20 protein-coding genes are annotated in these 23,798 nt (G+C 66.4%); 13 read left to right on the top strand and 7 right to left on the bottom strand.

All coding sequences use genetic code 11. From position 1 onward, the window contains the following. Positions 1–12 precede the first annotated feature (12 nt). The 7 genes from MTR65_RS13255 to MTR65_RS13225 all read left to right on the top strand — a co-directional run bounded on the left by MTR65_RS13255 (position 13) and on the right by MTR65_RS13225 (position 9,813). Positions 13–2,364, top strand: a complete 2,352-nt coding sequence (locus MTR65_RS13255) for an arylsulfatase (RefSeq protein ID WP_243800957.1) — start codon at positions 13–15, stop codon at positions 2,362–2,364. Next, positions 2,364–3,125 carry an SDR family NAD(P)-dependent oxidoreductase gene (locus tag MTR65_RS13250; protein WP_243800955.1) on the top strand — a complete coding sequence of 254 codons (762 nt, stop codon included), beginning with the start codon at positions 2,364–2,366 and terminating at the stop codon, positions 3,123–3,125. The genes MTR65_RS13255 and MTR65_RS13250 overlap by 1 nt, the downstream gene beginning before the upstream one ends. Before the next feature lie 302 nt (positions 3,126–3,427). Continuing rightward, positions 3,428–5,950, top strand: coding sequence for a TonB-dependent receptor (locus tag MTR65_RS13245; protein ID WP_243800953.1), 2,523 nt, complete (start codon positions 3,428–3,430; stop codon positions 5,948–5,950). Between the two features lie 117 nt (positions 5,951–6,067). Further along, entirely contained in the window at positions 6,068–6,856 is a 789-nt protein-coding gene (locus MTR65_RS13240) for a hypothetical protein (RefSeq protein ID WP_243800949.1), read from the top strand. Further along, positions 6,857–7,597 (top strand): SDR family oxidoreductase, encoded by a 741-nt coding sequence (locus MTR65_RS13235; protein ID WP_243800947.1) that lies wholly within the window; start codon positions 6,857–6,859, stop codon positions 7,595–7,597. It abuts the gene before it with no gap. Between the two features lie 23 nt (positions 7,598–7,620). Next, positions 7,621–9,099 carry an aldehyde dehydrogenase family protein gene (locus MTR65_RS13230; protein WP_243800946.1) on the top strand — a complete coding sequence of 493 codons (1,479 nt, stop codon included), beginning with the start codon at positions 7,621–7,623 and terminating at the stop codon, positions 9,097–9,099. Positions 9,100–9,150: 51 nt separating this feature from the next. Further along, positions 9,151–9,813, top strand: coding sequence for a TetR/AcrR family transcriptional regulator (locus MTR65_RS13225; protein WP_243800945.1), 663 nt, complete (start codon positions 9,151–9,153; stop codon positions 9,811–9,813). A 252-nt stretch (positions 9,814–10,065) separates the two neighbouring features. On the opposite strand, the gene MTR65_RS13220 is transcribed toward MTR65_RS13225, so the two are convergent. Genes MTR65_RS13220 through MTR65_RS13205 form a run of 4 tightly spaced genes read right to left on the bottom strand, consistent with a single transcriptional unit; the run spans position 10,066 to position 14,205 of the window. Further along, entirely contained in the window at positions 10,066–10,872 is an 807-nt protein-coding gene (locus tag MTR65_RS13220; RefSeq protein WP_243800940.1) for an enoyl-CoA hydratase/isomerase family protein, read from the bottom strand. A 28-nt stretch (positions 10,873–10,900) separates the two neighbouring features. Beyond that, positions 10,901–13,105 carry an acyl-CoA dehydrogenase family protein gene (locus tag MTR65_RS13215; RefSeq protein WP_243800938.1) on the bottom strand — a complete coding sequence of 735 codons (2,205 nt, stop codon included), beginning with the start codon at positions 13,103–13,105 and terminating at the stop codon, positions 10,901–10,903. A gap of 3 nt (positions 13,106–13,108) precedes the next feature. After that, positions 13,109–13,930, bottom strand: coding sequence for a coniferyl-alcohol dehydrogenase (locus MTR65_RS13210; protein ID WP_243800936.1), 822 nt, complete (start codon positions 13,928–13,930; stop codon positions 13,109–13,111). Positions 13,931–13,959: 29 nt separating this feature from the next. After that, positions 13,960–14,205 (bottom strand): ferredoxin, encoded by a 246-nt coding sequence (locus tag MTR65_RS13205; protein ID WP_242404810.1) that lies wholly within the window; start codon positions 14,203–14,205, stop codon positions 13,960–13,962. Between the two features lie 223 nt (positions 14,206–14,428). Here MTR65_RS13205 and MTR65_RS13200 point away from each other — a divergent pair, with 223 nt between their 5' ends. From MTR65_RS13200 to MTR65_RS13180, 5 genes are read left to right on the top strand one after another with little or no spacing between them, the layout of a single operon-like run. Further along, positions 14,429–15,679, top strand: coding sequence for a cytochrome P450 (locus MTR65_RS13200; RefSeq protein ID WP_243800934.1), 1,251 nt, complete (start codon positions 14,429–14,431; stop codon positions 15,677–15,679). Further along, positions 15,676–16,086, top strand: a complete 411-nt coding sequence (locus MTR65_RS13195; protein ID WP_327194337.1) for a Zn-ribbon domain-containing OB-fold protein — start codon at positions 15,676–15,678, stop codon at positions 16,084–16,086. Before MTR65_RS13200 ends, MTR65_RS13195 begins: the two co-directional genes overlap by 4 nt. Then, a complete protein-coding gene (locus MTR65_RS13190) occupies positions 16,086–17,249 on the top strand; it encodes a thiolase family protein (protein ID WP_243800933.1) in 1,164 nt (387 codons plus the stop codon). The genes MTR65_RS13195 and MTR65_RS13190 overlap by 1 nt, the downstream gene beginning before the upstream one ends. Then, the gene (locus tag MTR65_RS13185) at positions 17,249–17,944 is read left to right on the top strand and encodes a DUF2889 domain-containing protein (protein ID WP_243800932.1); all 696 of its coding nucleotides are present in this window, start codon (positions 17,249–17,251) and stop codon (positions 17,942–17,944) included. The genes MTR65_RS13190 and MTR65_RS13185 overlap by 1 nt, the downstream gene beginning before the upstream one ends. A 52-nt stretch (positions 17,945–17,996) precedes the next feature. Beyond that, positions 17,997–19,319 carry an amidohydrolase family protein gene (locus tag MTR65_RS13180; RefSeq protein WP_243800931.1) on the top strand — a complete coding sequence of 441 codons (1,323 nt, stop codon included), beginning with the start codon at positions 17,997–17,999 and terminating at the stop codon, positions 19,317–19,319. A 108-nt stretch (positions 19,320–19,427) separates the two neighbouring features. On the opposite strand, the gene MTR65_RS13175 is transcribed toward MTR65_RS13180, so the two are convergent. Beyond that, positions 19,428–20,225 carry a helix-turn-helix domain-containing protein gene (locus tag MTR65_RS13175; protein ID WP_243800930.1) on the bottom strand — a complete coding sequence of 266 codons (798 nt, stop codon included), beginning with the start codon at positions 20,223–20,225 and terminating at the stop codon, positions 19,428–19,430. 141 nt (positions 20,226–20,366) lie between these two features. Here MTR65_RS13175 and MTR65_RS20260 point away from each other — a divergent pair, with 141 nt between their 5' ends. Then, complete coding sequence (locus MTR65_RS20260) at positions 20,367–21,332, top strand: enoyl-CoA hydratase/isomerase family protein (RefSeq protein ID WP_243800929.1); 966 nt, start codon at positions 20,367–20,369, stop codon at positions 21,330–21,332. Here MTR65_RS20260 and MTR65_RS13165 read toward each other — a convergent pair. Both MTR65_RS13165 and MTR65_RS13160 read right to left on the bottom strand, forming a co-directional pair. Continuing rightward, positions 21,252–22,718 (bottom strand): amidohydrolase family protein, encoded by a 1,467-nt coding sequence (locus MTR65_RS13165; RefSeq protein WP_327194336.1) that lies wholly within the window; start codon positions 22,716–22,718, stop codon positions 21,252–21,254. The two genes, MTR65_RS20260 and MTR65_RS13165, sit on opposite strands and share 81 nt — an antisense overlap. Beyond that, positions 22,712–23,794, bottom strand: coding sequence for a CoA transferase (locus tag MTR65_RS13160; protein WP_243800928.1), 1,083 nt, complete (start codon positions 23,792–23,794; stop codon positions 22,712–22,714). Before MTR65_RS13160 ends, MTR65_RS13165 begins: the two co-directional genes overlap by 7 nt. Positions 23,795–23,798: the final 4 nt, after the last annotated feature.

The following is a 23,798-nucleotide window of genomic DNA, read 5'->3' as shown; positions in this document are numbered from 1 at the left end:
GAGGGGGATACGATGCACTGGAAGAGGATCGCGCGTGTCGGCGCGGCGGCGCTGGCTCTGGCCACCAACGCGCAGGTTTGCGCGCAGACGGGCTCGGCGCCTTCGCGCAACGTGTTGCCGATCCCGGCACCGGCCTTCGATGGCTCCATTGCGCAGGACGTGAGCGGCTCGCGGCCTGCATCGCCCTTTCGGGTGACGGCCCCCGCGAACGCGCCCAATGTCTTCCTGTTCATGAGCGACGATGTCGGCCTTGCCATGGCAAGCACGTTCGGAGGGCCGGTGCCCACGCCCAATCTGGATCGCATCGCGCAGGCCGGTGTACGCTTCAACCAGTTCCATACGACCGGTATCTGTTCACCCAGCCGCGCCGCGCTCCTGACCGGACGCAACCACCACAACGTGGGCTTTGGCCATCTGGCCGACCTGCCCGCGGGCTATCCGGGCTATACCGCACAGATCCCGCGCGAGACCGCGCCGCTCGCCGAGATCCTGAAACTGAACGGTTACAACACCGCGATGTTCGGCAAGACCCATAATGTGCGCCACGCCGATGCAAGCCTGGCCGGGCCCTTCGACCAGTGGCCGACCGGGCAGGGCTTTGAATACTTCTGGGGCATCGTCGGGGGCGACAGCGACCAGTACCAGCCCGCGATCTACCGGGGCACCACCCGTCTGCCCGACGTGGCCGAGGACGCGCCGATGATGGAGGCGCGCATGGCGAGCGAGGCCATCGACTGGGTGCACAACCAGCAGGCCGCCGCGCCCGACAAACCCTTCTTCCTCTACTACGCGCCGGGCTCCACCCATGCCCCGCACCAGGCCCCGGCGGACTGGATCGCACGCTTTTCGGGGCGTTTCGATGGCGGCTGGGATGCGATGCGCGACGAGAGCTTTGCGCGCATGAAGGCGCAAGGGATCATTCCCGAAAGCACGCAGCTGACCGCGCGTCCCGCCGAGATCGTGGCCTGGGACAGTCTGTCGCCCGCGCGCCAGCGCTTCGCCGCGCGCAGCATGGAAGTGGCGGCCGCGATGCTGGCCTATCAGGACGCGCAGCTGGGCCGTGTGCTCGACGAACTGGAGCGTACTGGTGAGGGACGCAACCTGCTCACCATCCTCGTCATTGGCGACAATGGTGCCAGCGCGGAAAGCGGCAACGAGGGAACGCTCAACGAACTGGGCAAGATCAACGGGCTGACCGAGGATGAAGCCTGGCTGACGTCGAACCTCGATCGCATGGGCGGTCCGATGACCTACCAGGCCTACCCCGCGGGCTGGGCCTGGGCGATGAACACACCGCTGCGCTGGACCAAGCAGTACGCCTCGATGCTGGGAGGCATTCGCAATGGCATGATCCTGCGCTGGAATGACCGCGCGGCGGCGCCCGGTTCGGTCTGCGCGCGCTTCGGGCATCTTGTCGATATCGCGCCCACGATCCTGGAGGCCGCCCAACTGCCCGTGCCCGCGCGCGTGAACGGGGTGGCGCAGCGCCCCATGGACGGGAGAAGCCTGCTCTCCACGCTCGAGGCCTGCACGCCGGACCATACCCGCACCCAGTATTTCGAGATGGGGGGCAAGATCGGGCTGTGGCACGATGGCTGGTTCCTTGCCCAGGACGATGGCCGCACACCCTGGATGCTGGCGCCGCCCGCCGATGCATCGCGCGACTGGCAGCTTTACAACTTGCGCGAGGACTATTCGCAGAGCCGCGATGTCGCCGCCACAAACCCGGCGAAGGTGGCCGAGATGGTCGCCTTGTGGGAGCGCGAGGCCGAGGCCAACCATGTCTATCCGCTCGACCACCGCTTCGGCTTCCTGCGCGCGGCGGGCCATCGTCCGCAGGGGCGCAGCCAGTTCGATTACTGGGGAAAGGGCGTTAGCGTTCCGGCCCAGAGCGCGCCGATGTTCGCCGGGCGCTCGTTTACCCTCAGCGCCGAGATCGCTCCGGCATCGGCCGATGCTTCGGGTGTCATCGTGGCCTATGGCAGCCGTTTTGCCGGTTGGAGCCTCTATCTCGACAAGGGCCGCCCGATGTTTACCTACGCCGCCTCGACCCACCCGGACGATATGGTGACGATCCGCGCCAGAAACCGCGTGGACCCGGGAAAGCCACTGGTCCTGCGGCTTGAGACGCCAGGCCCACGCCAGGGCGCGACACTGGCCCTGCGGTCGGGCGCGGACACGCTGGCCAGCGGTTCGGTGCGTTCGACCTTCCTGATGCCCGCCGGACTGGGTGAGACGCTGGATCTGGGCCGCGACACCGGCGTCGATGTCGCCGCCTATCCGGGCGGCGAGGACGCGTTCGCGGGCGAGATCCCCCACGTTGCGATCACGCTCGATCCTCCGGCCACGCGAGGAGCGCATTGATGGCCCGGATGGAGGGAAAGACCGTCCTCGTGACAGGCGCTGCAGGCGGGCTGGGCTTTGCCATTGCACGTACGTTCGCAGATGAGGGCGCACATGCCGTGCTGGTTGATCGCGACGCGCAGCGCCTGGCCCAAAGCGTCGAGGAACTGCGCGCGGCAGGTGCATCCTGCTCTTCGCTGGTTGCCGATCTGTCCGAGGAAGATTCGATTCGGGCCCTGGCCGACGAGGTCTGCACCGCGCACGCGAGCCTCGATGTCCTCGTCAACAACGCCGGGCTTGCCTATGGCGAGATCGCCAGTGGCTTCTTCGGGCTGGGGTTTGCCAAGTGGCAGCACTATCTGGCCGTGAACACACTGGCGCCGTTGCTCCTCGCTGAACACCTGCGCGCCCCGCTGGCGCGCGCGCGTGGGCTCATCATCAACCAGTCCTCGATGGCGAGCAACGTGCCGGGAACCGCGTATGGGGTGACCAAGGCGGCGCTCAACGCGGTGACCTTCGGGCTGGCGAGCCAGCTTGCGGGCGAGGGGGTGCGCTGCGTCGCGATCGCGCCGGGCATGATGGAGACCGAGGCCAGCACCGGTGCCCTTGGCGACGAGGCGATGGCGCGCCTCACCGGCATGCAGCTCGCACCTTCACGGCCCGGCAGCCCGTCCGATATCGCTGAGGCCTGCCTCTATCTTGCCTCGCGCGAGGGTAGCTTCCTCAATAACCTCGTGCTGCCGGTTGATGCGGGAAATCGCCTGCGCGGCTATCGTGGCTGATCGCCCGTGCGCTCCCTTCATGCAAGCCCTTGTTCTGGAGAATTGATTTTGCGGTACGGGACAGTTGACTGGGGCGGAAATCGGCGGTTTTCTCAGGCATAACGCCGCTGCGATAAAGTCCGCATCGCCATTCCAACGATCCAGTGCCTCTCGTACCAGTAATGCCGGCGACGATACTCCGATGCGTCCGTCCGGATGCGCGGGGCGCACCTGCCCACGGGGGAAGATCGGCCCGAGATACAACGATAACAGCAACAGACGCGGAGCGAAGTGTCCCCGTCTGGCGAAAACGGGAGATGGAGATGGGTTATCTGGCGAAGCTTCTTGCCGCTTCTGCAGTCTGCGCCCTGGTGCAGCCGGCCGCGGTGCAGGCGCAGGAGACGGGTTCGGGGGACGCGCAGGACTCAGGGATCCGCATGCGCGATGACCTCGTCCTCGATGCCATTGTCGTGACCGCGCGCCGCCGTGCCGAGGACGTGCAGGACGTGCCTCTCGTGGTGAACACCGTCACCGCCGAGGAATTCGCCGAACTCAACATCCGTGACTTCACCGATGTGCAGCAGCTTGTCCCGGGCCTGCAGCTGGGCACCAACGCCAATTCGTTCGGTGCCAATGCCCAGATCCGCGGCGTCAACATGGACGTCAACGCCAGCGGCTTCAACAACACCATCGAGTTCTACCAGAACGATGCGCCGATCCTGCCGCAGGTGGTGTTGCAGCAGACCTTCGACATTGCCCAGGTCGAAGTCCTGCGCGGGCCCCAGGGCGCGCTGCGGGGCCGCGCCTCGCCCTCGGGCTCGATGATCGTGACCACCCACAAGCCCGACCTTTACGAGATCGGCGGCTACGTTGCGAGCACGGCCAACGACATCGGCACTATCAACGTCAACGGGGCGCTCGGCATTCCGGTGATCGAAGGGGTGGCGGGTATTCGCGTTGCGGGCATCTTTGCCGAGGACGAGGTCGACCGCGTCACCACCATCAACCCGACCTTCGATGGCCGCGATCCCTTTGCGCGTACCAAGGGGGGGCGCATCACCGCCGTCGTCCAGCCGACCGACTGGCTGCGCTTCGAGGGTGGCTACCAGCGTGTCGACCGCAAGCGCCGCAATTACGATCAGGCCGAATCCTTCAGTCTGGTCAGCGACGTGCTGGGCGACAGTCCGGTCCTCGTGACCCCGGGGGATCGCAACGCCGTGGCCGAGGACTCGCGCCACAGCACGGAAAAGTATGAAATCTTCAACTGGCAGGGGCAGGCCAGCTTTGCCGGGCAGAGCCTGATCTACGTCGGCTCGCGCCTCGAACAGGATATCGCCAGCGTCGAGCCGCTCGACCACGGCGGCTATTTCCAGGGTTTTGACTACTACCAGCAGACCATCGGGGGCGCGGTCGCCACCAGCCACGAGATCCGCCTCCAGAACGAGGAAATGGTCGCGGGGATGTTCGACTACGTGGTCGGCGCTTTCTTCCGCAAGACGGACTCGGGCAACACCGTCTTCCGGGATGGTCCGATCACGCTGCCGGCGGTGTTTGGTGGGGGCATCGCGGCGCTCACGCAGCAGGATGTCTATTCGCTTTCCGTGACCGACGAGAAGTCGTTCTTCGGCAACCTGACCGTTCATATCGGGGATGCGACCCAGATCTCGGGCGGCGCGCGCTACATCAAGTTCAAGTCCAGCAACAACATTACGCTCAACGCGGTGAACCAGCTCGATCCGGCCGATCGCACGCTGCTCGTCTCGACACCACTGGGCATCGGGCTCAACGAATCCAATATCGATACCGACAAGCTGATCTATCAGGTCAGCGCCCAGCACAACTTCACGCCCGACATCATGCTCTACGCCAGTGTCGGCAGCTCGTTCCGTCCGGGCCTCTTCGCGGTGGGCGACTTCAGCGTGAACCAGTCCGCGCTCGAACGCTCGTTCCAGCGGACCGACGACGAGACCTCCACGTCCTACGAACTGGGCCTGAAGACCACGCTGATGGGTGGGCGCATGCGTCTCAACGTCGCGGGCTACTATCAGGAGTTCCAGAACTACCCCTACCGCGTTCCGGGTTCGAGCGGCATCAGCGGCGTCTATTTCGTCGACTATTCGTATGACCAGGCGAGCCAGACGGTCAATCCGCGCGTCAACCGCTTCAACTTCGTCTCGGGCGTTCCGGTCGAGGTCTGGGGCATGGAAGGCGAACTCTCCCTGGAGGCGACGCCCGATCTCAACATCAGCCTCGTTGCCGCTTATGCCGACGGCCAGATCAAGGACGGGGTCATTCCCTGCAACGACTTCCTGAACCCGGATGGTGTACCGGATTCTCCGGCCAGCGCGCCGAGCCTGGGTGAGCTCATGGGCGTTGTCGGCAGCGACAATATCTCGGCCTGCACGGTCAACCAGGCCGCCTCCAGCCAGCCCAAGTTCTCGGCCACGGCGATGGCGGAATATTCGCGCCCGATCTCGAACAAGGTCGATGGCTTCGTGCGTGGCCTTTACAGCTTCTATGGCAAGAGCGCGGGCGATCCGACCAACGCCTGGGACAGCGTCAAGCAGTACGGCCTGTTCAATGTCTTCACCGGCATCCGCGACCCGCAAGGGGCCTGGGAAGTCACGCTGTTTGCCAAGAACCTGTTCGAGATGGAACGCGTGACCCAGCGCTCGCTGCCGCTCAGCAGCCAGTACCAGACCTTGCCGCTGCAGGGCTTCGGGCCGACCGGACCGATCTTCGGATCGCCGCAGAACGCCTCGTTCACCAGCACCTACACCAACATCCGGATGACCCCGCCGCGCGAGTTCGGGATCAACATCCGCTTCACCTTCGGCGCGCGCTGACAGGCGTGGGTGGGCCATGCCGGAATCCGGCGTGACCCACCGCGGCAGCGATGGTTGGTGCCGGGCGTTGCCCGCGCCGGCCTGCGAGTTAGGATGGAGAGCGGAAGAGGAGGCTTCATGGCCCGTTACGTGACCTTGCACCTGCACAACATCGCGGCGGGGCGCGAGGCAGACTACGCCGCGTGGTTTGAGGAGGAGCACCGCCCCCGGCTTGCCGGGTTGGAGGGCTTCCTCTCGGCTGATCGCTTCGAGATCGCCCCGATCCAGATCATGCCCGACATCGATCAGCCCTGGCGCTTTCTCAGCTTCTACGAGTTCGATTATCAGGTCCCCGACAGGGACATTCCCAAGCTGGGCCGCCTGCTCGAAGGACCGCGCTGCGCCGGGCTCATCGACGATGGCGACGAGAGCGAGCGGCTCTACACCTACAACATGTATTCCGACTGGCACGTCGGCCCCAACTGGCAGCAGGGCAAGCCGCTCTCGGGGCTGTTCATCATCCCGGCCAACTTCGTGCAGGGGCGCGAGGAAGACTACCACCGCTGGTACGATGAAGTGCATATCCCCGAAGTCAGCCGCGTGCCCGGTTTTGTCGGCATGAAGCGCGGGAGGCTCGCGGGCACCCAGTGCAACCCGCGGCGCTACTGCCCGGGAGGTGAGCTGGTGGTCTGCGCACACCAGACCGACAACCTGCTTTTCAGCGTCAAGGACTTCTCGGCGCGCGCCCGCGGAGTCTCGCCCAGCGGCGTGGCGATGGAGCCGCGCTCCACGGCCGGCTCGTTCGCGCGCACGGTCCACTTCTTCACCAAGATCAGTGGCGAAATCTGGGACGGGGGCATCGCCTACGCAGGCGATTTTTCGGCCTACCCGGAGAACTGGGAACGCCAGCCAAGACAGGAGGCCTGAGTGGCAAGGACGATCGTGATCACGGGCGCGGGCGAAGGGCTGGGCAAGGCGCTCTCGCGCCGCTTTTGCGAAGACGGCGACAAGGTGGTGATGCTGGGGCGTACGCTGGCCAAGCTGGAGACCGCAGCCGCCGAATTCGGCCCCGACTGCATGGCGGTGCGCTGCGACATCGGCGATCCGGTTTCGGTGCGCGAGGCCTTTGCCGAAATCGCCAAGGTGCATGCGGGCATCGACGTTCTCATCAACAACGCGGCCGTCTACGTGCCCTTCACGCTGGAGGACGCCGAGGATGCCGATATCCTCGCGCAGATCACCACCAATGTTGCAGGGCCTGTCTTTGTCACGCGTGAGGCGGTCAAGTCGATGCCTTCGGGCGGGCACATCATCAACGTCACCAGCGAGAGCGTCGACCTCGCGATCCCGATGCTGTGGTTCTACGCCGCGACCAAGGGCGCGGTCGAGCGTATCGGCAAGGGCTGGCGTGAAGAACTGGCGGGCAAGGGCATTCGCGTGACCACGGTGCGCGCGGGCAAGATGTTCGGTGAAGGCAAGACCGGGAGCGGGTGGTCGATGGAGACGACGATGCGCTTTGCCAAGGCTTGTGCCGAGGCGGGCATGCCCATGCAGGAGCAGCCAATTACCGACTTCGCCTCGCTCCTGCCGACTTTCCGCACGATCGTGGATTCGCCCGAGGACCTCAATCTCGATCTCGTGACCCTGGGCGCGCGTCGCCCGGTCTGACCTTGTTGAAGACAGGACACCCTATGACGCTTCTTCCTCCGGCCCGCCTCTACATCGATGGCGAATTGCGCGATGCGCAAGGCGGCAAGACTTTCGAGGTCATCAATCCCTGGACGGGCGAGGTCGCGGGTGAGGCGGCCGATGCTACCTCGCAGGATGTCGATGCGGCCATTGCCGCCGCACGCCGGGCCTTTGATGAAACCGACTGGGGGGATCCTGGCAACCGGGCTAGCCGCGTCGCGCTGCTGACGAAGCTGCGCGCCTTGTTCGAGGCCAACAAGGACCGGCTTGCCGCGCTGGCCCGGTTCGAGGCGGGCGCGGCGCTGGGCGCGGTGGGCATGGCGCATGTCGATACCGCCAACCAGGGCTGGGACGATTACCTGGCTGTCTTCGACCAGGTGACTTGGGAAGAGGACCTGGGCAATCGTGATTTCCGCGGCTTCCCCTCGCACCGCAAGGTCGTCTACGAGCCGGTTGGCGTGGTTGCGGCGATCACGCCGTGGAACGTGCCGCACTACGTCAACGTGGGCAAGGTCGTCGCCGCGCTGCTGGCGGGCTGCACCGTTGTCCTCAAACCTGCCCCCGATACACCCGGCATGGGCGCGATCTGGGGCGAGCTGGCTGCAGAAGCGGGCTTTCCTGCGGGTGTCCTCAACGTCGTCTTCGGCAAGGACCCGGCCGCGGCGGGCGAGCAGCTCGTCCAGGACCCGCGCGTCGATCTCGTCAGCTTCACCGGTTCCACCGGGGTGGGCAAGCGCATCATGGAAGCGGGCGCGGCGACCTTGAAGCGCGTCTTCCTCGAACTGGGCGGCAAGAGCGCCAAGATCGTGCTCGACGATGCGCCTGATTTCGCGCGCGAATGCGCGCAGTCGATGCTGGTCTTCCACGCCGGGCAGGGCTGCGCCGTGCAGTCGCGCCTGCTTGTCCCCCGCAGCCGCTACGAAGAAGCCAAGGCGGGCCTCGCCATGGCCTACCAGGGCTTTGGCGACAACTGGGGCGGTATGGACGAGCCGACCCACATCATGGGCCCCGTCGTCAGCGCGCGGCAGATGGAACGGGTGCTGGGCTACATCGACCTGGGACAGCAGGAAGGCGCGACGCTGCTCGCCGGAGGCAAGGCCCGACCGGATAAGGGCGGGGGCTACTTCATTGAACCCACGTGCTTTGTCGATGTGGACAATTCCATGCGCATCGCGCAGGAGGAAATCTTCGGCCCGGTCCTGGTGGTGATCCCCTACGAGGATGACGAGGACGCCATCCGCATTGCGAACGAAAGCCAGTACGGCCTTTCGGGCGGGGTGGTTTCCGCCGATCAACTCCGCGCCGAACGCGTGGCCCGCCGGATACGGACAGGCTCGATCAGCGTTAACGGAGGGATGTGCATTGCCGGTGACCTGCCTTTCGGCGGGTTCAAGGGCAGCGGAATGGGGCGTGAGTGGGGCCTTGCGGGCATCGAGGAGTTCCTCGACAGCAAGGTCATCGCGACGCGCCTCGCCGGCTGAAGTAGGTGCCTCCTGACACAGGTCAGGACGTGGTGATGGATTGAAGATGACGTGAGAGAAGGCCTGAACGATACCAACCAGCAAGGACAGAAGCTGGGCAAGAAGGGCAAGATCACCCGCGAGCGTATCCTGAGCGCCTCGCGTGAGTTGATCGCCGATCCGGCCTGTGAATTTTCGCTCAGCGCAGTCGCGCGGCACACGGGCCTGCGCATGTCTTCGATCTACACGTACTTTGCCGATCTGCCCGACCTGTTTCTGGCCGTACTCGATCCCGTCGCGCGCGAGGCCGAGGAGGCGTACCTCACCTTGCTACGCACGCGCTGGGAGGACGGGGAGATCGATGCCCGCGCAACCGAACTGGTTCAGGCCTTCTACGCTTACTGGGAGCGCCACAGCCGGCTCCTGCACCTGCGCAATCGCCTCGCCGACCAGCACGAGCGCTCCGTTCTTCTCCAGCGCATTGCCATGGCACGCACGGTCGTGCGCCTGCTCGGCTGGCAGATGGGCGGCGATCCGGACGGGGCCACGGGCGAGCCCTATGACCTTGCCAGTGTGCTCTACACAGGGCTTGAGCGCGTGGTGACCATCGCCACCGACACCGAGCTCAAAGCCTGCTATCCGGCCGACATCAAGCCTCGCTTCGAAGGCGCCACGCTGCGCCAGCAGTCGCGTCTTCTCGCTCTGGCGATCAAGGACCAGCGCGCAGCCGCGTGAGGTGGCGAGAAGAGTAGGAAAACCAAGAAGGTGGTTCCGAGGGCCATTGCCCTCGGGCTCCCCCAATCCTGTCTGGGGCATTTCGCGCGGCTATTTTGCGTTTGAATGGCGAGGTTGCGTGGCGCTGGAATTGGGGACAAAGCCCCCTTTATCTGACCGGCCTTACGCTATGGACGGAATATTGATTGAAGGCGCTGCGCTCGCCCGTTCCGGGAGCCCGAGGGCGATGGCCCTCGGAACTGTTCGTCTTCTTCAGTCTGACTTCGAACTACCCAGCCTGGCAACATAGGCCTCGATTCGTGCGAGGTAGTCCGGGTTCAGCATGAGCGCGCTGTTGGCCATGCGTTCGACCTGGCGGGCGGTGTCGCGGCCCACTTCGGCGGCCATCTCGATCGCGATCTTGGCAGCGCCCATCTGCTCGGCGCTGTTCCTGGTCAGATGGCGGCAGAAGTCGAGGGCAGCCTCCTCGAACCCCTCGTCGGGGAGCACGTCGTGGACGAGCCCCATGACGTGGGCCTTGTCGGCATCGGCCTTGCGATTGGCCATGACCAGCCAGCGCGCCCAGTGGGGGCCGCAGATCCGGGTCAGGCGGCTGACCCCGTTCGAGGCCGGGAGCACGCCAAAGATGCCTTCGGGGAAGGCGAACTCGGCGCTCTGGGCGGCCAGACGGAAGTCGCAGGAAAGTGCCATCTCCAGCCCGCCGCCGACGCAAGGTGCGTGGACCGCACAGACGATGGGCTTCTCGATGTGCTCCATCTCGTCGTAGATGCGCTGCATGCCGAACAGGCCGGTGCGGTGGTTCTCTCGGATAGCGCCCGCGCTACGGGCCTGGGCCGAGGGCGCCCCGCTGCGCAGGTCCGCGCCCGAGCAGAAATAGCGCCCGCGTGCCCGGATCAGCAGGACCTGCAGGTCCGGATCGTCGCGCAGGCGGGCCACGGCCTCGTCGAACAGCGCCATGGTCTGGGCCGACAGGGCATTGAGCTTGTCGGGCCGGTTCAGGGTCACGACGAGAACGCCGTCGATGACCTCGCTCAGGAGGTGCGGGGCGTCTTCGCTCATGCGGCGATTCTCCGGTTCAGGCGGGACATCATGCGCGTGTCCGGGGCATGCCCAGCGCACGCTCGGCGATCATTGAGCGGTGGACCTGGCTGGTGCCGCCGTAGATACGCGTGCCGTGGGCATGGCGGTAGCTCTGGTTGATGAGCTGGGCCGCGCCGTCGCGCTTGGTCAGCGAGAGCGGGGCGGTCAGGTCCAGGAGGTCGCGCGCATCGTCCATGAAGCGTTCGGAGGAGAACATCTTGGCCATCGGGCCGTAGGCAAGGTTGGGCTTCTTTTCGACCGAGGCCCAGCCTGCGCGGTGCTCGAACAGTTCCGAGACGAGCATCGCGGCCAGCGCGCGGGCGAGCCGGGCGCGGACCTGCGGTTTGTCGATCAGGCGCCCGTTGCCGTTGGGAATGACGCGGCACAGCTCCTCGGCGGCTTCGAGATTGGCGTACATGGCGTTGGCAAAGCCGCCGCCGTGCTCCAGTTCGAGCGCCAGGCTCATCGTGCGTACGCCCCCGTCGACTTCGCCGAGGCGCCAGCTGTCGGGCACGTAGACGTTGTCGTAGAAGGTGATGTTGGTGCGCTCGTCCTGGAAGGTGTGCACCGGCTGGATCGTGATACCCGGCGCCTTCAGAGGCACGATGAACATCGTCAGACCCTTGTGCTTGGCAACCTCGGTGTTGGTGCGCGTGAGCATGAGCACGTAGTCGGCGAGGTTGGCACCGCTGGTGAACATCTTGGTGCCCTCGATCCGCCAGCCATCGCCATCGCGCGTGGCGCGGGTCTGCGCGGCGAAGACGTCCGAGCCGGAACCGGGTTCGGAGTAGCCCAGGCTGGCGATGGCATCGCCCGCGACGATGCGGGTGAGCACCTCGTCCTTCAGCTCCTGCGAACCGGCGCGCGAGATCATCAGGCCGACCATTTCGGCGACGCCCGCCGCCGGGTTGGAATAGCCGTGCTTTTCCAGCGCGCGGCGCGAAGCTGCGCGGGCATAGGGCCCTACACCGCGCCCGCCCAGTTCCGGGCTGGAAAGGAAGAGCAGGCCTGCCTCGGCCATCATCTTGTGGAGTTCAGGCACCCAGCCTTCCCAGCTGTAGTGGAATTTCGCGCGCATTTCGGGCGTGACGCTCGCCTCCATGAAGGCGTCGATCTCGGCGATCATGGCGCGTGCCTCCTCGCCGATGTCGAACTCGATGGGGAGCTCGCCGACGTCGGGTAGCGGCGAGGGCACCTCACCGTAGAGACGTTCGCCCGCCTCGATCAGAAGCTGCGCGGGATCGCCCAGCACCAGCGGCCAGGACTTGGCGCGAAGGGCGTAGAGGTAGATGTCGTATTCGGTGGTGAGGCCATAGCCGCCGAAGGTCTGGATCGCCTGGCTGACGGCCCTCGCGGCTGCATCCGCGCCCCACCACAGCGCCAGCGAGACCAGCGCGGCCGCGTTCGGCGCGCCATCGGCCAGTGCGCGGATCGCGCGCCAGGTGAGGAGGCGCGTGCCATCGACCTCGCACAGGTTGTCGGCCAGCGGGTGGCTGATCGCCTGGAACTGGCCGATGGGCTGGCCGAACTGCTTGCGCTCACACGCATAGTCGGCCGCCATCTGTACCGCCTTGCGGCCGAGCCCGGCCAGTGCAGCGGCGGTGAGGAGCTTCCACTCTTCGAGCGTCGCCGCAAAGAGGGCAAGAGCCTCCTTGCCCTCGCCAAGAACGCGTGGACCGCCTTGCGCGAAATCGACCTCGCACAGGCCATCACCGGCAAGGTTCGCCTCGCCCTTGCGGGCCGCCTCGGGCACTTCGTAGAGCACGATGGCATCGTCGCTGCGGGCGATTACCAGTTCGGCGTGTTCGCCGCAGGGGACGAACTGCCGGGGCGCCATGCCCACATCGCGCAGCGCGAGCGAGGCGACTCGTTCGCCTGCGACCACCGCGGCAAGGGTTTCGTCGAAGGCGCTGTCCCCCAGCATCGCGATGAGGCGCGCGGCGAGCAGCGTCTCGGCGATGGGGCCGGAGGGCAGGGTACGGCCCACTTCCTCCATCAGCACCGCGGCATCGAAGGTGCCCAGGCCGAGCCCATCGCGGGTTTCGGGGACACGCAGGAGGAAGGCGCCCAGCTCGGCCATCTCGCCCCACAGCGCGGCGTCGAAGCCGGCCTGTTCGTTCGCGCGCAGCCGTTCGGGTGTCAGGCGGTCATCGAACAATCGCGCGAAGCTCTCGCGCATCATCTCCTGTTCGGCGGTGATCTCGAAGTTCATGGCCTATCCCTGCCGCTTGCCCATGAGCTTGGACATGTCGATCTGGCCGGTGGCGAGCGCCCCCATGAAGCCGCCATCGACAGGCAGGACCACGCCGTTGACGATCGAGGCCAGCGCGGAGTTCAGAAGGACGAGCCCGCCTGCCTGTTCCTCGGGCGTCGAGTAGCGGCCCATCGGTTCGGCCGCGGCATCGACGACGTCCTTGCCCGAGGCTTCGTGGAAGGTTTTCATCATCGGGGTCTGCGTAGGACTGGGCAGGGTGCAGTTGATGCGGATGCCCTGCTTGATGAGCTGGGCGCCCATGAACTGGGTCCACACGATCACGTTTTCCTTGGAGAAGGCATAGCCTTCTGCAACCGTTTCGGCGTTGGCCTCGCACCATGTGAGCGCGGCGTCCCAGCCCTTTGTCGTCACGAAGCCCATGTTGTCGGGAATGCGCCGGCTCCAGCCTAGCCCCCCGGTCGAGGCGATGTTGGCGATGGCGCTGCCCGCCTGCATCTTGGGCAGGAGCTGTTCGGTGAGGTGGCGAAGGCCGATGAAGTTCACCTTCATGATGTCCAGCGGCGGGAACGAGGTGGGCAGCCCTGCACAGTTGAACAGCGCGTCGATCGGCCCTTCCAGAGTGCTGGCGGCGGCTTCGATCGAGGCGGGATCGCGCAGGTCCACGGTGTGGAAGCTGGCGAGCGGCAGGTCGCAGGCCTTGAAGTCCAGCCCGTGGACCTCGGCGCCGAGATCGAGCAGCAGCTTGGCCGTTGCATGCCCCATGCCGGAGAAGCAGCCCGAGACCACCACGCGCTTGCCCGCATAGCCCAGGAAATCGCTCATTTTTCTCTATCCTCTCTTGCGCTGGGGAATCAGGATTTGACCGGGGGCCAGACCTGGCGCTCGGTGCCGTCGTCGTCCTCGAGAACGAAGATGATGCGTTCAGGACAAGCCCGTGCGCCGTTGAGCGCGGCCTTTTCGTCTCCCGCAGAAACAGCAAAGCCCTCGGTGTCGATGTAGCCTTCCTCATCGAGCGGGTAGAGCGCCGGAGCGATCGCTTGGCAGCGCGCGTTCCCGACACATTCGCCCTTCCTGATCCGCACTTTCATGGCAGCCATGGTCTCCTCTTCCAGCCTTCAGCTAGACCGCAAGACCCTTGGGCGATCAACGGTACGGGACGCCTCATCGCTCGCACGATAGGCGCGGGGGAAGGCGAGCAAGTGGGGTTTCCTGCAAGGGCAATCGCGCGGGCGGTATCGGGCGAGGCCGTGCTGAAATTCACCGCGGCCCATGCAACATGAGCGGCAAACAGGTTCACACTGCACTTTGCGGAGAGTTTCGATGGCATCGCATCCGGTCAGCCCAGCTGTCGCCAAGCCCGACCATGTCCCCGACGCACTGGTCTATGATTTCGACTTTCACTACGACCCGGGTCTTCTTAGCGAAGGTCATGCGCGCATTGCGCAGATCGCGCGCGAGGCGCCGCCGGTCTTCTGGACCCCGCGGCAGGGCGGGCACTGGATCGTGGCCAGCCATGCGGCGGTCTACAGCGCGCAGCGCAGCCCCGAGATCTTCAGCAACGGGCCTGTTCCCTACGAGATGATCGCGGCCCACAACGCGACGCTTCCCGACGAGAAGAAGTCGTTGATCCCGCTTCCGATCACGGTCGATCCGCCGGTGCACGAGACGTACCGCAAGCCGCTCAACAAGACCTTCAGTCCCAAGAACATGCTGGCCCTGAAGGATCGCATCCGCGCGCTTGCCGCCGAGTTGGTCGCCAAGGTCAAGGACAAGGGCCACTGCGAGTTCATGGCCGAGGTCGGCGAGCCGCTGCCGACCACGATCTTCCTCGACATCTTCGGCATGCCCCAGGACAAGCAGCGCGAATACCGCGATCTCGTCTCGCAGCACCTCCATTCGACCGACATGAACCCGGCTGCGGTGCAGCAGCGGCTGCGCGAAGTGGCCGACGTCATGCGTGAGACGATCCTCGCGCGCCGGGACGAGCCGCAGGGCGACGTCCTCTCGATGCTCTGGCAGTCCGAGTTCGATGGGCGCCCGGCCACGCTCCACGATATCGAGAACTACGCCGTTATGCTCTTCGTCGCCGGACTCGACACGGTGATGAACGGGATGGGGCTGGGCGTGCGCCACCTCGCCATGAACCCCGATCTCCAGGCCCGGTTGCGCGCCGATATGGCGCTGGTGCCCGAGGCCGCCGACGAGATCCTGCGCCGCTATACCTTCACCGTCCCCCCGCGTTTCGTCCACCAGGACGCCGAGTTCGAGGGGATCGCGATGAAGAAGGGGGAGATGGTGCTCATGTTCCTGCCCTCGGCCGACCTCGACCCCAAGGAATTCCCTTCGCCCGAGGCCTACGATCTGGCGCGCGAGAACAAGGCGCATATCGCCTTTGGCACCGGGCCGCACCGATGCCTGGGCTCGCACCTCGCGCGCATCGAACTCCAGGTCCTCTACGAGGAAATGCTGAAGGCGCTACCCGAATTCCGGCTCGATCCGGCAAAGCCTGTGACGTTCCACGGCGGCAACGTGATCGGCCCCGACCAGATCCATCTCTTCTGGGACGCATGAGCTTGGGTGTTTCCCGGCCCCGTCCGCGTCTTGACCGCGACAACCGCGCGTTCTGGACCGGCGGGGGCGAAGGCAAGCTGATGATCTGCCGCTGCGGCGATTGCGGGCAGTGGCTCCATCCCCCGCAGCCGGTGTGCCGGGCCTGCTGGAGCGAGAACGTGGCGCCGCAGCCCGTCTCGGGGCGCGGCACCGTCGACAGCTTCACGGTCAACCACCAGCCCTGGATGCCGGGCTTGGCGGTGCCCTTCGTGATCGCCCGCGTGGCTTTGGAAGAGGAGCCCGCGATCTACCTGACCACCAATATCGTGGGCTGTCCGGTCGAGGACGTTGCCGTTGGCGATGCTGTGCATGTCATGTTTGAGGAAGAGGACGGCATCTTCTTCCCGCTGTTCGAGAAGGACGCCTGATGGCGCGCGGCGAAGCCTATATCACCGGGATCGGGATGTCCGAGGTTGGCGTCCGGCTTGAACGCCATCCGCTGCTGCTGACGCTCGATGCGGTGCGCGAGGCATTGGCGGATGCGGGGCTCAAGCCGGAGCAGATCGACGGTGTCGCCACCTATCCGGGCAAGATGCCGAGCTTCCTGGGTTTCTCGCCGGTTTCGTCCGACGATGTGATCGAGGCGCTGGGCCTTACCACCCGCTGGCACCTGGGCGGGGCCGAGATGACCGCGCAACTGGGCGCGATCTCGGCGGCCGCGATGGCGGTGAAGGCGGGCCGCGCGCGCCATGTGCTGTGCTTCCGCACGGTCTACGAGGCGGCTGCGATGGCCAATCCGGCCGACTATCCCCCACCGCGCCGCACCGAACTGACCGGTGCCTCGCAGTGGACGGCCCCCTTCTTCGCGATCTCGGCGGCGACCTGGGTGGCGCAGTATGCGACGCGCCACATGGCCCGCTATGGCATGACCCGCGAGCAGCTGAGCGAGGTTGCTCTTAACGCCCACCGCAACGCCGCCCGCAACCCGCGTGCGCTCGTGAAGGAGCCGCTGAGCGCGGAGAAGTATTTCTCTGCGCGTATGATCTCCTCACCGTTCTGCCTCTACGATTGCGACCGTTTCACGGACGCCTCGACGGTGGTCATCGTCTCGGCGGGCGAAGCGCTGGACGAGGTCACGGCCACCCCGATCCGCATTGCGGCGAGCGCCGGTTCGGTCGAGCGCTACAGCTGGGACCAGGCCGAGTGGCCGGGCTCCTATCCCACCGGCAAGGCGCTGTGGGAGCATTGCGATTATGGCCCCGAGGATATCGACGTCGCGCAGTTTTACGATGGTTTCGCGTTCCACCCGATCACCTGGCTCGAAGGGTTGGGCGTGTGCGGTATCGGCGAGGGGCACCGCTTCATCGAAGGCGGCACGCGCATTGCGCTCGATGGCGAACTGCCGCTCAACACGGGCGGTGGGCAGCTGGGGGCGGGGCGCCTCCACGGCTTCGGGTTCGCGCATGAAAGCGTGGTGCAACTGCGTGGGGAAGGCGGCGCGCGACAGGTGCCGGGAAGCCCCCGCGTGGCGGTGGCGACGAGCGGGGGCGGGCCGATGGCCGCAGCCCTGCTGCTGACGCGCGAGAGCTGATGGTCCGCCCGGCCTTCCACCGCGCCATCGTGATCCGGCCCGAGGCGGGGCAGGTGACCGCTCTGGTCGAGGACGACCTGCACCATATGAGGGTCACTCTCGATCATGATGGGGAGGTCATCACCTGCGTCGAGGGCGAGATGATCCGTGCGCCGTGGTCGACCTGTCCGGGAGCGAGGTTGGCGCTGGCCGAAACTTTCACGGGCGCGGCGCTCGATACCGCGGCGGCGGTCGGCGCGAAGAAGCAGAACTGCACCCACCTTTTCGACATTGCCGTGCTGGCGGCGGCCCATGCCCGCGACACCGAGCCTACCCGCTATGACCTGCGCGTCGAGGACCCGGTCGAAGGCGTGCGTCCCATGGACATTGCCCGAAACGGCGAAGTGCGGATGGCCTGGATCGAAAAGGACAAGCGCTTCCTGGTACCTGCCGCCATAGCCGGGCTGGGGTACAAGGAGATGGGCCCCTGGATCGCCTCGCTTGCTCCTGCGGACGCGGAAATGGCGCGGCTCCTGCGCGGTGTCGCGGTGATCTCGCACGGACGGCAGATCCCGATGGAAAAGCAGTCCGATGCCACGCGCATCCCGCCCAATTGCCACACCTTTCAACCCGGGCAGCGCGAACATGCACTGCGCGTCAGCGGGATCCACGATTTCACCACCGCGATCCATGGGCCGCTCGATGGGCTTCCCTGAGGGTGCGCGCTAGACTGCGACGAAACCATAAATACGTGCTGGAGAGATGGTCATGGAAATGAACGACATGGTGCTGATCAGCGTCGACGATCACATCAGCGAGCCGCCCGACATGTTCAAGAATCACCTGTCGGCCAAGGACCTGGAGGACGCGCCGCGCTTCGTGACCGATGTGAACGGAAAGGCGGCGTGGGAGTACCAGGGGATGTACCTTCCCTCGGTCGGCCTTAACGCCGTGGTCGGACGGCCGATGAACGAATACGGGATGGAGCCGACCGCGCTCGAGCAGCTGCGCGAAGGCGTCTACGATGTCCATGCGCGCGTCGGCGACATGGACGTCAACGGCATCGCGGCGTCGGTCAATTTCGGCAGCGTGTTCGACTTTGCCGGCGGGCGCCTGCACCGCGCCAAGGACAAGGGCCGCGCGCTGGTCCACCTGCGCGCCTACAACGACTGGCACAAGGACGAGTGGTGCGACGCCTACCCGGCCCGCTTCATTCCCTGCGGCATCCTGCCGACCTGGGACATGGACGCCTGCGTCGCGGAAATCCATCGCCTCGCGAAGAAGGGCTTCAAGGCCGTTTCGGTCAGCGATGCGCCCACCGTCCAGGGCCTGCCCAGCATCCACAACGAATACTGGGAGCCGTTCTGGAAGGCGATCGTCGACACCGACCTCACCATCTGCTGCCATATCGGTGCGGGCAACCCGGCGCCCCACGCTTCGGAGGAAACCCCGATCGAGGCCTGGATCACGACCATGCCGATGTCGATCGCCTATGGCGCGGCGGACTGGCTCCAGCTCCAGGCCCTGCACAAGTACCCCAGCCTGCGAATCGCGCTGTCCGAAGGCGGGATCGGCTGGGTGCCCTATTTCCTCGAACGCTCGGACTTTTCCAACTGGCGGCACAAGGCCTGGACCAATTCGGTGTTCCAGGACCTGAAGCCCAGCGAGATGTTCAAGCGCCACTTCCTCAACTGTTTCATCGACGACCAGTTCGGCCTCCAGAACATCGAGTACATCGGCGAGGACAACATCGCCTATGAGACCGACTACCCGCATTCGGACACGCTCTGGCCCGAGGTGCCCGAGCATCTCTACAAGTCGCTGCGGCATTTGACCGATGCGCAGATCGACAAGATCACGCACCAGAACGCGATGCGCTGGTTCAACTTCCCGCTCTTTGACCTGGGCCGCAAGGAGGACCTCACCGTGGGCGCGCTGCGCCAGCGCGCCGAGGACGCCGGTGTCGATACCGCGCCCAAGAGCTCGGGCGGGGATCGCCCGGTGGAAGAGGGCACCACCCGTCCGATCACCTCGGGCGATCTCATGCGCATGTTCTCGCAGCATGACCGCCGCAAGAAGGAGAGCGCCTGAAGGAGAGCGCCTCGGGAGCCTCCTTTCGCACCGGCTGCACAGGCCATGAAAAAGGGGCCGGGTCGCAAGACCCGGCCCCTTCTCGTTGGGACTGTAGAAAGGAAAGGGTCAGGCCGCTGCGACGAGCGGGGTGACCGAATGGTTGTCCTCGCGCTCCACCGCCTGGTTGATCGCGTCCTTGAGCATGTCGCCCAGCGCCTCGACGTCGATATTGGCCGAGGGGCGGTAGACGAAGCCGATGGCCATGGGCTGGTCCACCGCGTAGGCCGGAAGCAGCGCGGCGCAGATTTCGGCCTCGATGCCAAAGCCCGCTTCGCCCACGACCATGCCCTTGCGCTCGTACTGGTCGAGCAAGGTGAGCATGTCGGCATAGGGGATGTGCTTGCCTTCAGCTTCCGCATTCAGGCGGCGCACGATGCCTTCGCGGCGCGGACGCGAGAGGGTGGAGAGCAGCAGGCGGCCCACGGCGCTGTCGGTCAGGCGCTCGGTCTGGCCTCCGGTGAAGCTTTCGCAGAACATGCCGACGCGGCGATTGCCGGCCGAACGGCAGTTGAAGACCTGCGCTTCCACGCCGACGAGGCCGAACAGTGCCACGGTCAGGCCCGACTGCGCCTGCAGGCGGTCGAGCAGCACGGTGAGGCGGCCATCGCGGATGATCGGGGCCTGCGTCGAGCCGCCCAGCATCGCGGCGCGCGGCGTCGGTCGGTACGAGCGGTTTTGCCCGTCCTTGTAGAGAATGCCCAGTTCGACGAGGCTCGAAAGCAGTTCCGAGGTGCTCGACTGCGGCCGGTCATAGCGCCGCACGATATCCATCACGGTCGCGTGCGGATGGGCCTCGTCGAAGAACTGCAGGACCTCGACAACACGACGCGCGATCTTCGCCTTATTCGATGATTGTGCCAGCATATCTCTCTCCTCAACTCTCTTATTGAACAGCAGTGTTGACTTGCTGGCAGGGGAAGTCAACAAAAATGACACCATATCGTTTTTGTGGCGCACCCTGATCGGAAGAGTGGATCGAAAATGGCGGAAGAGCTAGGGTTCAGCGTGGATCACAGGGATTACAATTTTGACGTCGCCGCGCTCGGCGAGGGGGCTGGAGCGGTTCACAGTCCTCTCGTGGTGCTCGATCTTGATCGGATCGACCCGTTCGATCCGGCGTGTAAACGACTGTCATTGCCACCGTGTCCAGTCATTGGCCTGGGTGATTCGCGCCATCCACTTGCTGCGCAGCTCGATTGCCTCGTTGAACCGCCGATACGCCTGGACGGGCTCATTGCCGCGATCTGTGCGCGGCCGCTGGCTGCGAGCGTTCTTATGCAACTCTTGCGCCTGATCGAGGGCATGGACCCGGCCCGTGCGCTGGTGGCGGAATCCTTGGCCTACGCGACCTTGCAGGGCGGCGATGAGCACGCCCAGTGGCTCGCCGCACGACGTGCCGCGCCAAAAGATGTTCCGGCAGGACAGCTTCACGTCACGCGCGAAGGCGATGTGCTGCGCCTGGAAATGGACCGGCCCGGCACGCACAACGCCATCGATGCTCCGCTGCGCGATGCCCTTCGCGAGGCGCTGGACCTGGCGGTAATCGACCCTACCATCGGCCGCGTGGAGCTGCGCGGCGCGGGACGCACGTTCGGGGTGGGAGCAGAGCTGGCCGAGTTCGGGACAACGCGCGATCCGGCCCGGGCGCACGCCATTCGGATGCAGACGCTGCCCGCCCTGGCGGCCGTGCGGTGCGGCGAGCGGCTGGTCAGCCGGGTGCAGGGGTTGTGCGTGGGCGCCTCGCTGGAACTTGCCGCATTCGGGCGCATCGAGGCGCGCCGGGATGCGATCTTCCACTTGCCGGAACTGACAATGGGGCTGCTGCCGGGCGCGGGCGGGTGCGTGTCGCTGTCGCGCCGGATCGGCCGTCAGCGCACCGCGCTCATGATCCTATCCGGCCGCCGCATCGGCGTGGAGACGGCGCTGGCCTGGGGCCTTGCCGACTCGTGTGTCGACGCGCTCGTGGACTAGCCGTCCGGCAATCAGGGTGGCGCGGACCATGGCGGTGTCGAGAACCTTGCGGGCCGTTTGCCACGGGCGATCAAGCAGACACAGGTCAGCCGGCGCGCCCACAGTGATGCGACGCCTGCGTGCAAGGTCAGCCGGATCGGCCAGGAACAGGTCAAGCGCCTCTTCGGGAGAGAGGCGTTCGTCCAGGCCGAGGACCATGCCTGCCCGGGTCTGCCGGGTGCAGGCCGCGCGCATGGCGGCCCAGGGATCGAGCGTGCCGTAGGGGGCATCGCTTCCGGCCGCGAGGGTTACGCCTGCCTCGCGAAAGGCGCGCAGGCGGTAGAGGTGCGGCCAGTCGGCGGCGGGGACGTCGGCGCGGTAGCGGTCGCCCCGCTCGGCAATGAAGGCGGGCTGGCTCACCACCTGGAGGCCCAGTTCGGCCATCTGCGCGATGAGCGGATCGGGCGCGATCCCGGCGTGCTCGATGCGGTCGCCGGGGCGCGGGCCTGCGCTACGCAGGAGGGCGAGTGCGAAGACCAGTTCGACTTCGGTGGTGCAGTGGATCGCGACCGCCCGGCCGCGCGCGTGGGCGGCCCGCGCGGTCTCCGTCACCGCATCCAGATCGGGCAGGGCGTTCTCGTGGAGGTGGAGCTTGACCGGGCCCAGGGTCAGCCCCGGAGGAAGGGCGACATCGCTCAGCTCCGGCGTTCCCGCGACCATGATCGCAGGGGCAAAGCCGGCCGTGCGTGCGGCGTGTAGCCAGGCTACGGTGTCGCGCGCGTTGGCGGGCGACATGTCGGTCACGCCGGTGATGCCCCCGGCGGTCAGGCGCGCGCCCAGCGCGGTGAGGTCGGGGGGGCTGGCGGCAAGGGTGGTGCGAAGCCAGGAGTCTTCGTCGAAGAGGCGCCCCGTCCAGTCGCCGTCGATGCGCTCCAGCCCCGGTGGAGGGGCGGCGCGCTCCAGGAGCTGCGCAAGCGCGGCGCTGTTGAGGAACCACATGCGCCCGGTCCGGTGCTGGATGCGCACCGGACGGTTCGGTAGCCATGCGTCGAGCTGGTGGCGCGAGAGCATTCCCGCAACCGCCTCATGGTATCCGGTGCCACGCAGCCAGTCGGAGCCCGGTGCAGCGCGAAGGACGCGCCGCAGGGTTGCGGTGTCGTCCACTTCGGGAGGGCCGCAAGGGACCGAATGGGCGGTGGCGGCACTTGCGGCAAGGTGGATGTGATGGTCGTGCAGGCCGGGCAGGAGCGCGCCGCCCTGCGCTTCGAGTATGGGCTCGCCTGACAGGGGAGAAAGGGCGCCGATGGCCGCAATCCGGCCTTCTGCGATGCGTATATCGGCGCGCGGGCCATCGACCGGGCCCGAGGCGATCTGCGCATCCCGGATCAGCATGGAGCCGCTCAGCATGGGACGGCCTCCGGCATGAGAATAGGTCGGCCGCGCCGCGCATTCCAAGCCGTGAGATCTTGAGAAAGGTGCGGGTCGCGGGCCACGGCCTCATTGACCAGGCCGCTCATCGCGACGATGAGGCGGGCGCCGTGTCCGGTGCGATAGCGTTCGAGCGCGGCGCGGGCGGCGAAGATGCCGGTGAGCGGATCGGCGATGGCATCACCGACGAAGCCGATTTCGCCCGTTTCCGCGTGCAGCCGGGCCGATATTCCCCCGGCGACGCTGGTGTCGTCGCCAAAGCCCACCCAATTGGCCGCCTCGCCCGCAATGCCGTGCCCGGTAATGGTCAGCCAGACGAGGCCGGGCTGCGCACGCACGCACGCGTCGGCGTCGAAGCCGAGCTGGCGCAGTGCGCGTGGGCGGGCGGCCTCGATCACGATATCGGCCTGTGCAATCAGTTGGGCAAGCCGGTCACGGCCCGCGGCGGAGCGCAGGTCGAGCGCGACGGTGCGCTTTCCCTCGGCGAGGCGGTGGAAGTGGCGGGGATCGGTTTCGTGCAGGCGGTCCTCACGGCCCCGGCTTTCGACCCGCGTGACCTCGCCGCCGCACAGGCGCAGGAGGCGCGAGGCAAGGGGGCCGGCCCAGAGCGCGGAGAGGTCGAGCACGCGGGGCGGGCGATGAGGTGCTGGTCGGTCCAGGCCTTGCGCGCTGGTCGCAAGGGCGGGGGAGGCGGGGCGCTCGCAAAGGCCCGCGATGGCCATGCCCAGCAGGCGCCCACGTGCGACCGCCTCGGCCTCGTCCAGGGCGGCGAAGCCGGTGGCAAGGTCGATGGGAGCATCTGTGTGGAAGAGCGCAGGCAGCAACTCGCTGTCGCCGGGCCGCGCGAGATTAAGTGCGACCCAGCCATCGCGGGTGCGATGAAACCGGCAGCCACCCCGGCAGGAGATGTTTCCCGTCACCGTGAGGCCATGGAGCATGGCGCGTTCGGCGAGCAGGGCTCCGGCTTCGGGAAGTGCCGCGCCCGGGGCCATCGCGGCAAGGGCATCGAGTTCCCCCTGCGCCCAGCGCGTCAGCGGGATGGCGGGCGCGATCACGGCT

The sequence above is a fragment of the Novosphingobium mangrovi genome (assembly GCF_022818885.1).
Lineage (GTDB): Bacteria > Pseudomonadota > Alphaproteobacteria > Sphingomonadales > Sphingomonadaceae > Novosphingobium > Novosphingobium mangrovi.
The sequence above is the reverse complement of the archived record's forward strand: the minus strand, read 5'-3'. Positions and strand labels throughout refer to the sequence as shown.

Bases quoted from the DNA above. Each gene is read 5' to 3' on its own strand.
- MTR65_RS13240 (WP_243800949.1), top strand. From the start codon at position 6,068: ATGGCCCGTTACGTGACCTTGCACCTGCACAACATCGCGGCGGGGCGC.
- MTR65_RS13175 (WP_243800930.1), bottom strand. From the start codon at position 20,225: ATGCTGGCACAATCATCGAATAAGGCGAAGATCGCGCGTCGTGTTGTC.
- MTR65_RS13230 (WP_243800946.1), top strand. From the start codon at position 7,621: ATGACGCTTCTTCCTCCGGCCCGCCTCTACATCGATGGCGAATTGCGC.
- MTR65_RS13190 (WP_243800933.1), top strand. From the start codon at position 16,086: ATGGCGCGCGGCGAAGCCTATATCACCGGGATCGGGATGTCCGAGGTT.
- MTR65_RS13210 (WP_243800936.1), bottom strand. From the start codon at position 13,930: ATGAGCGATTTCCTGGGCTATGCGGGCAAGCGCGTGGTGGTCTCGGGC.
- MTR65_RS13220 (WP_243800940.1), bottom strand. From the start codon at position 10,872: ATGAGCGAAGACGCCCCGCACCTCCTGAGCGAGGTCATCGACGGCGTT.
- MTR65_RS13185 (WP_243800932.1), top strand. From the start codon at position 17,249: ATGGTCCGCCCGGCCTTCCACCGCGCCATCGTGATCCGGCCCGAGGCG.
- MTR65_RS13180 (WP_243800931.1), top strand. From the start codon at position 17,997: ATGGAAATGAACGACATGGTGCTGATCAGCGTCGACGATCACATCAGC.
- MTR65_RS13200 (WP_243800934.1), top strand. From the start codon at position 14,429: ATGGCATCGCATCCGGTCAGCCCAGCTGTCGCCAAGCCCGACCATGTC.
- MTR65_RS13255 (WP_243800957.1), top strand. From the start codon at position 13: ATGCACTGGAAGAGGATCGCGCGTGTCGGCGCGGCGGCGCTGGCTCTG.
- MTR65_RS13205 (WP_242404810.1), bottom strand. From the start codon at position 14,205: ATGGCTGCCATGAAAGTGCGGATCAGGAAGGGCGAATGTGTCGGGAAC.
- MTR65_RS13165 (WP_327194336.1), bottom strand. From the start codon at position 22,718: ATGCTGAGCGGCTCCATGCTGATCCGGGATGCGCAGATCGCCTCGGGC.
- MTR65_RS13195 (WP_327194337.1), top strand. From the start codon at position 15,676: ATGAGCTTGGGTGTTTCCCGGCCCCGTCCGCGTCTTGACCGCGACAAC.
- MTR65_RS13215 (WP_243800938.1), bottom strand. From the start codon at position 13,105: ATGAACTTCGAGATCACCGCCGAACAGGAGATGATGCGCGAGAGCTTC.
- MTR65_RS13245 (WP_243800953.1), top strand. From the start codon at position 3,428: ATGGGTTATCTGGCGAAGCTTCTTGCCGCTTCTGCAGTCTGCGCCCTG.
- MTR65_RS13250 (WP_243800955.1), top strand. From the start codon at position 2,364: ATGGCCCGGATGGAGGGAAAGACCGTCCTCGTGACAGGCGCTGCAGGC.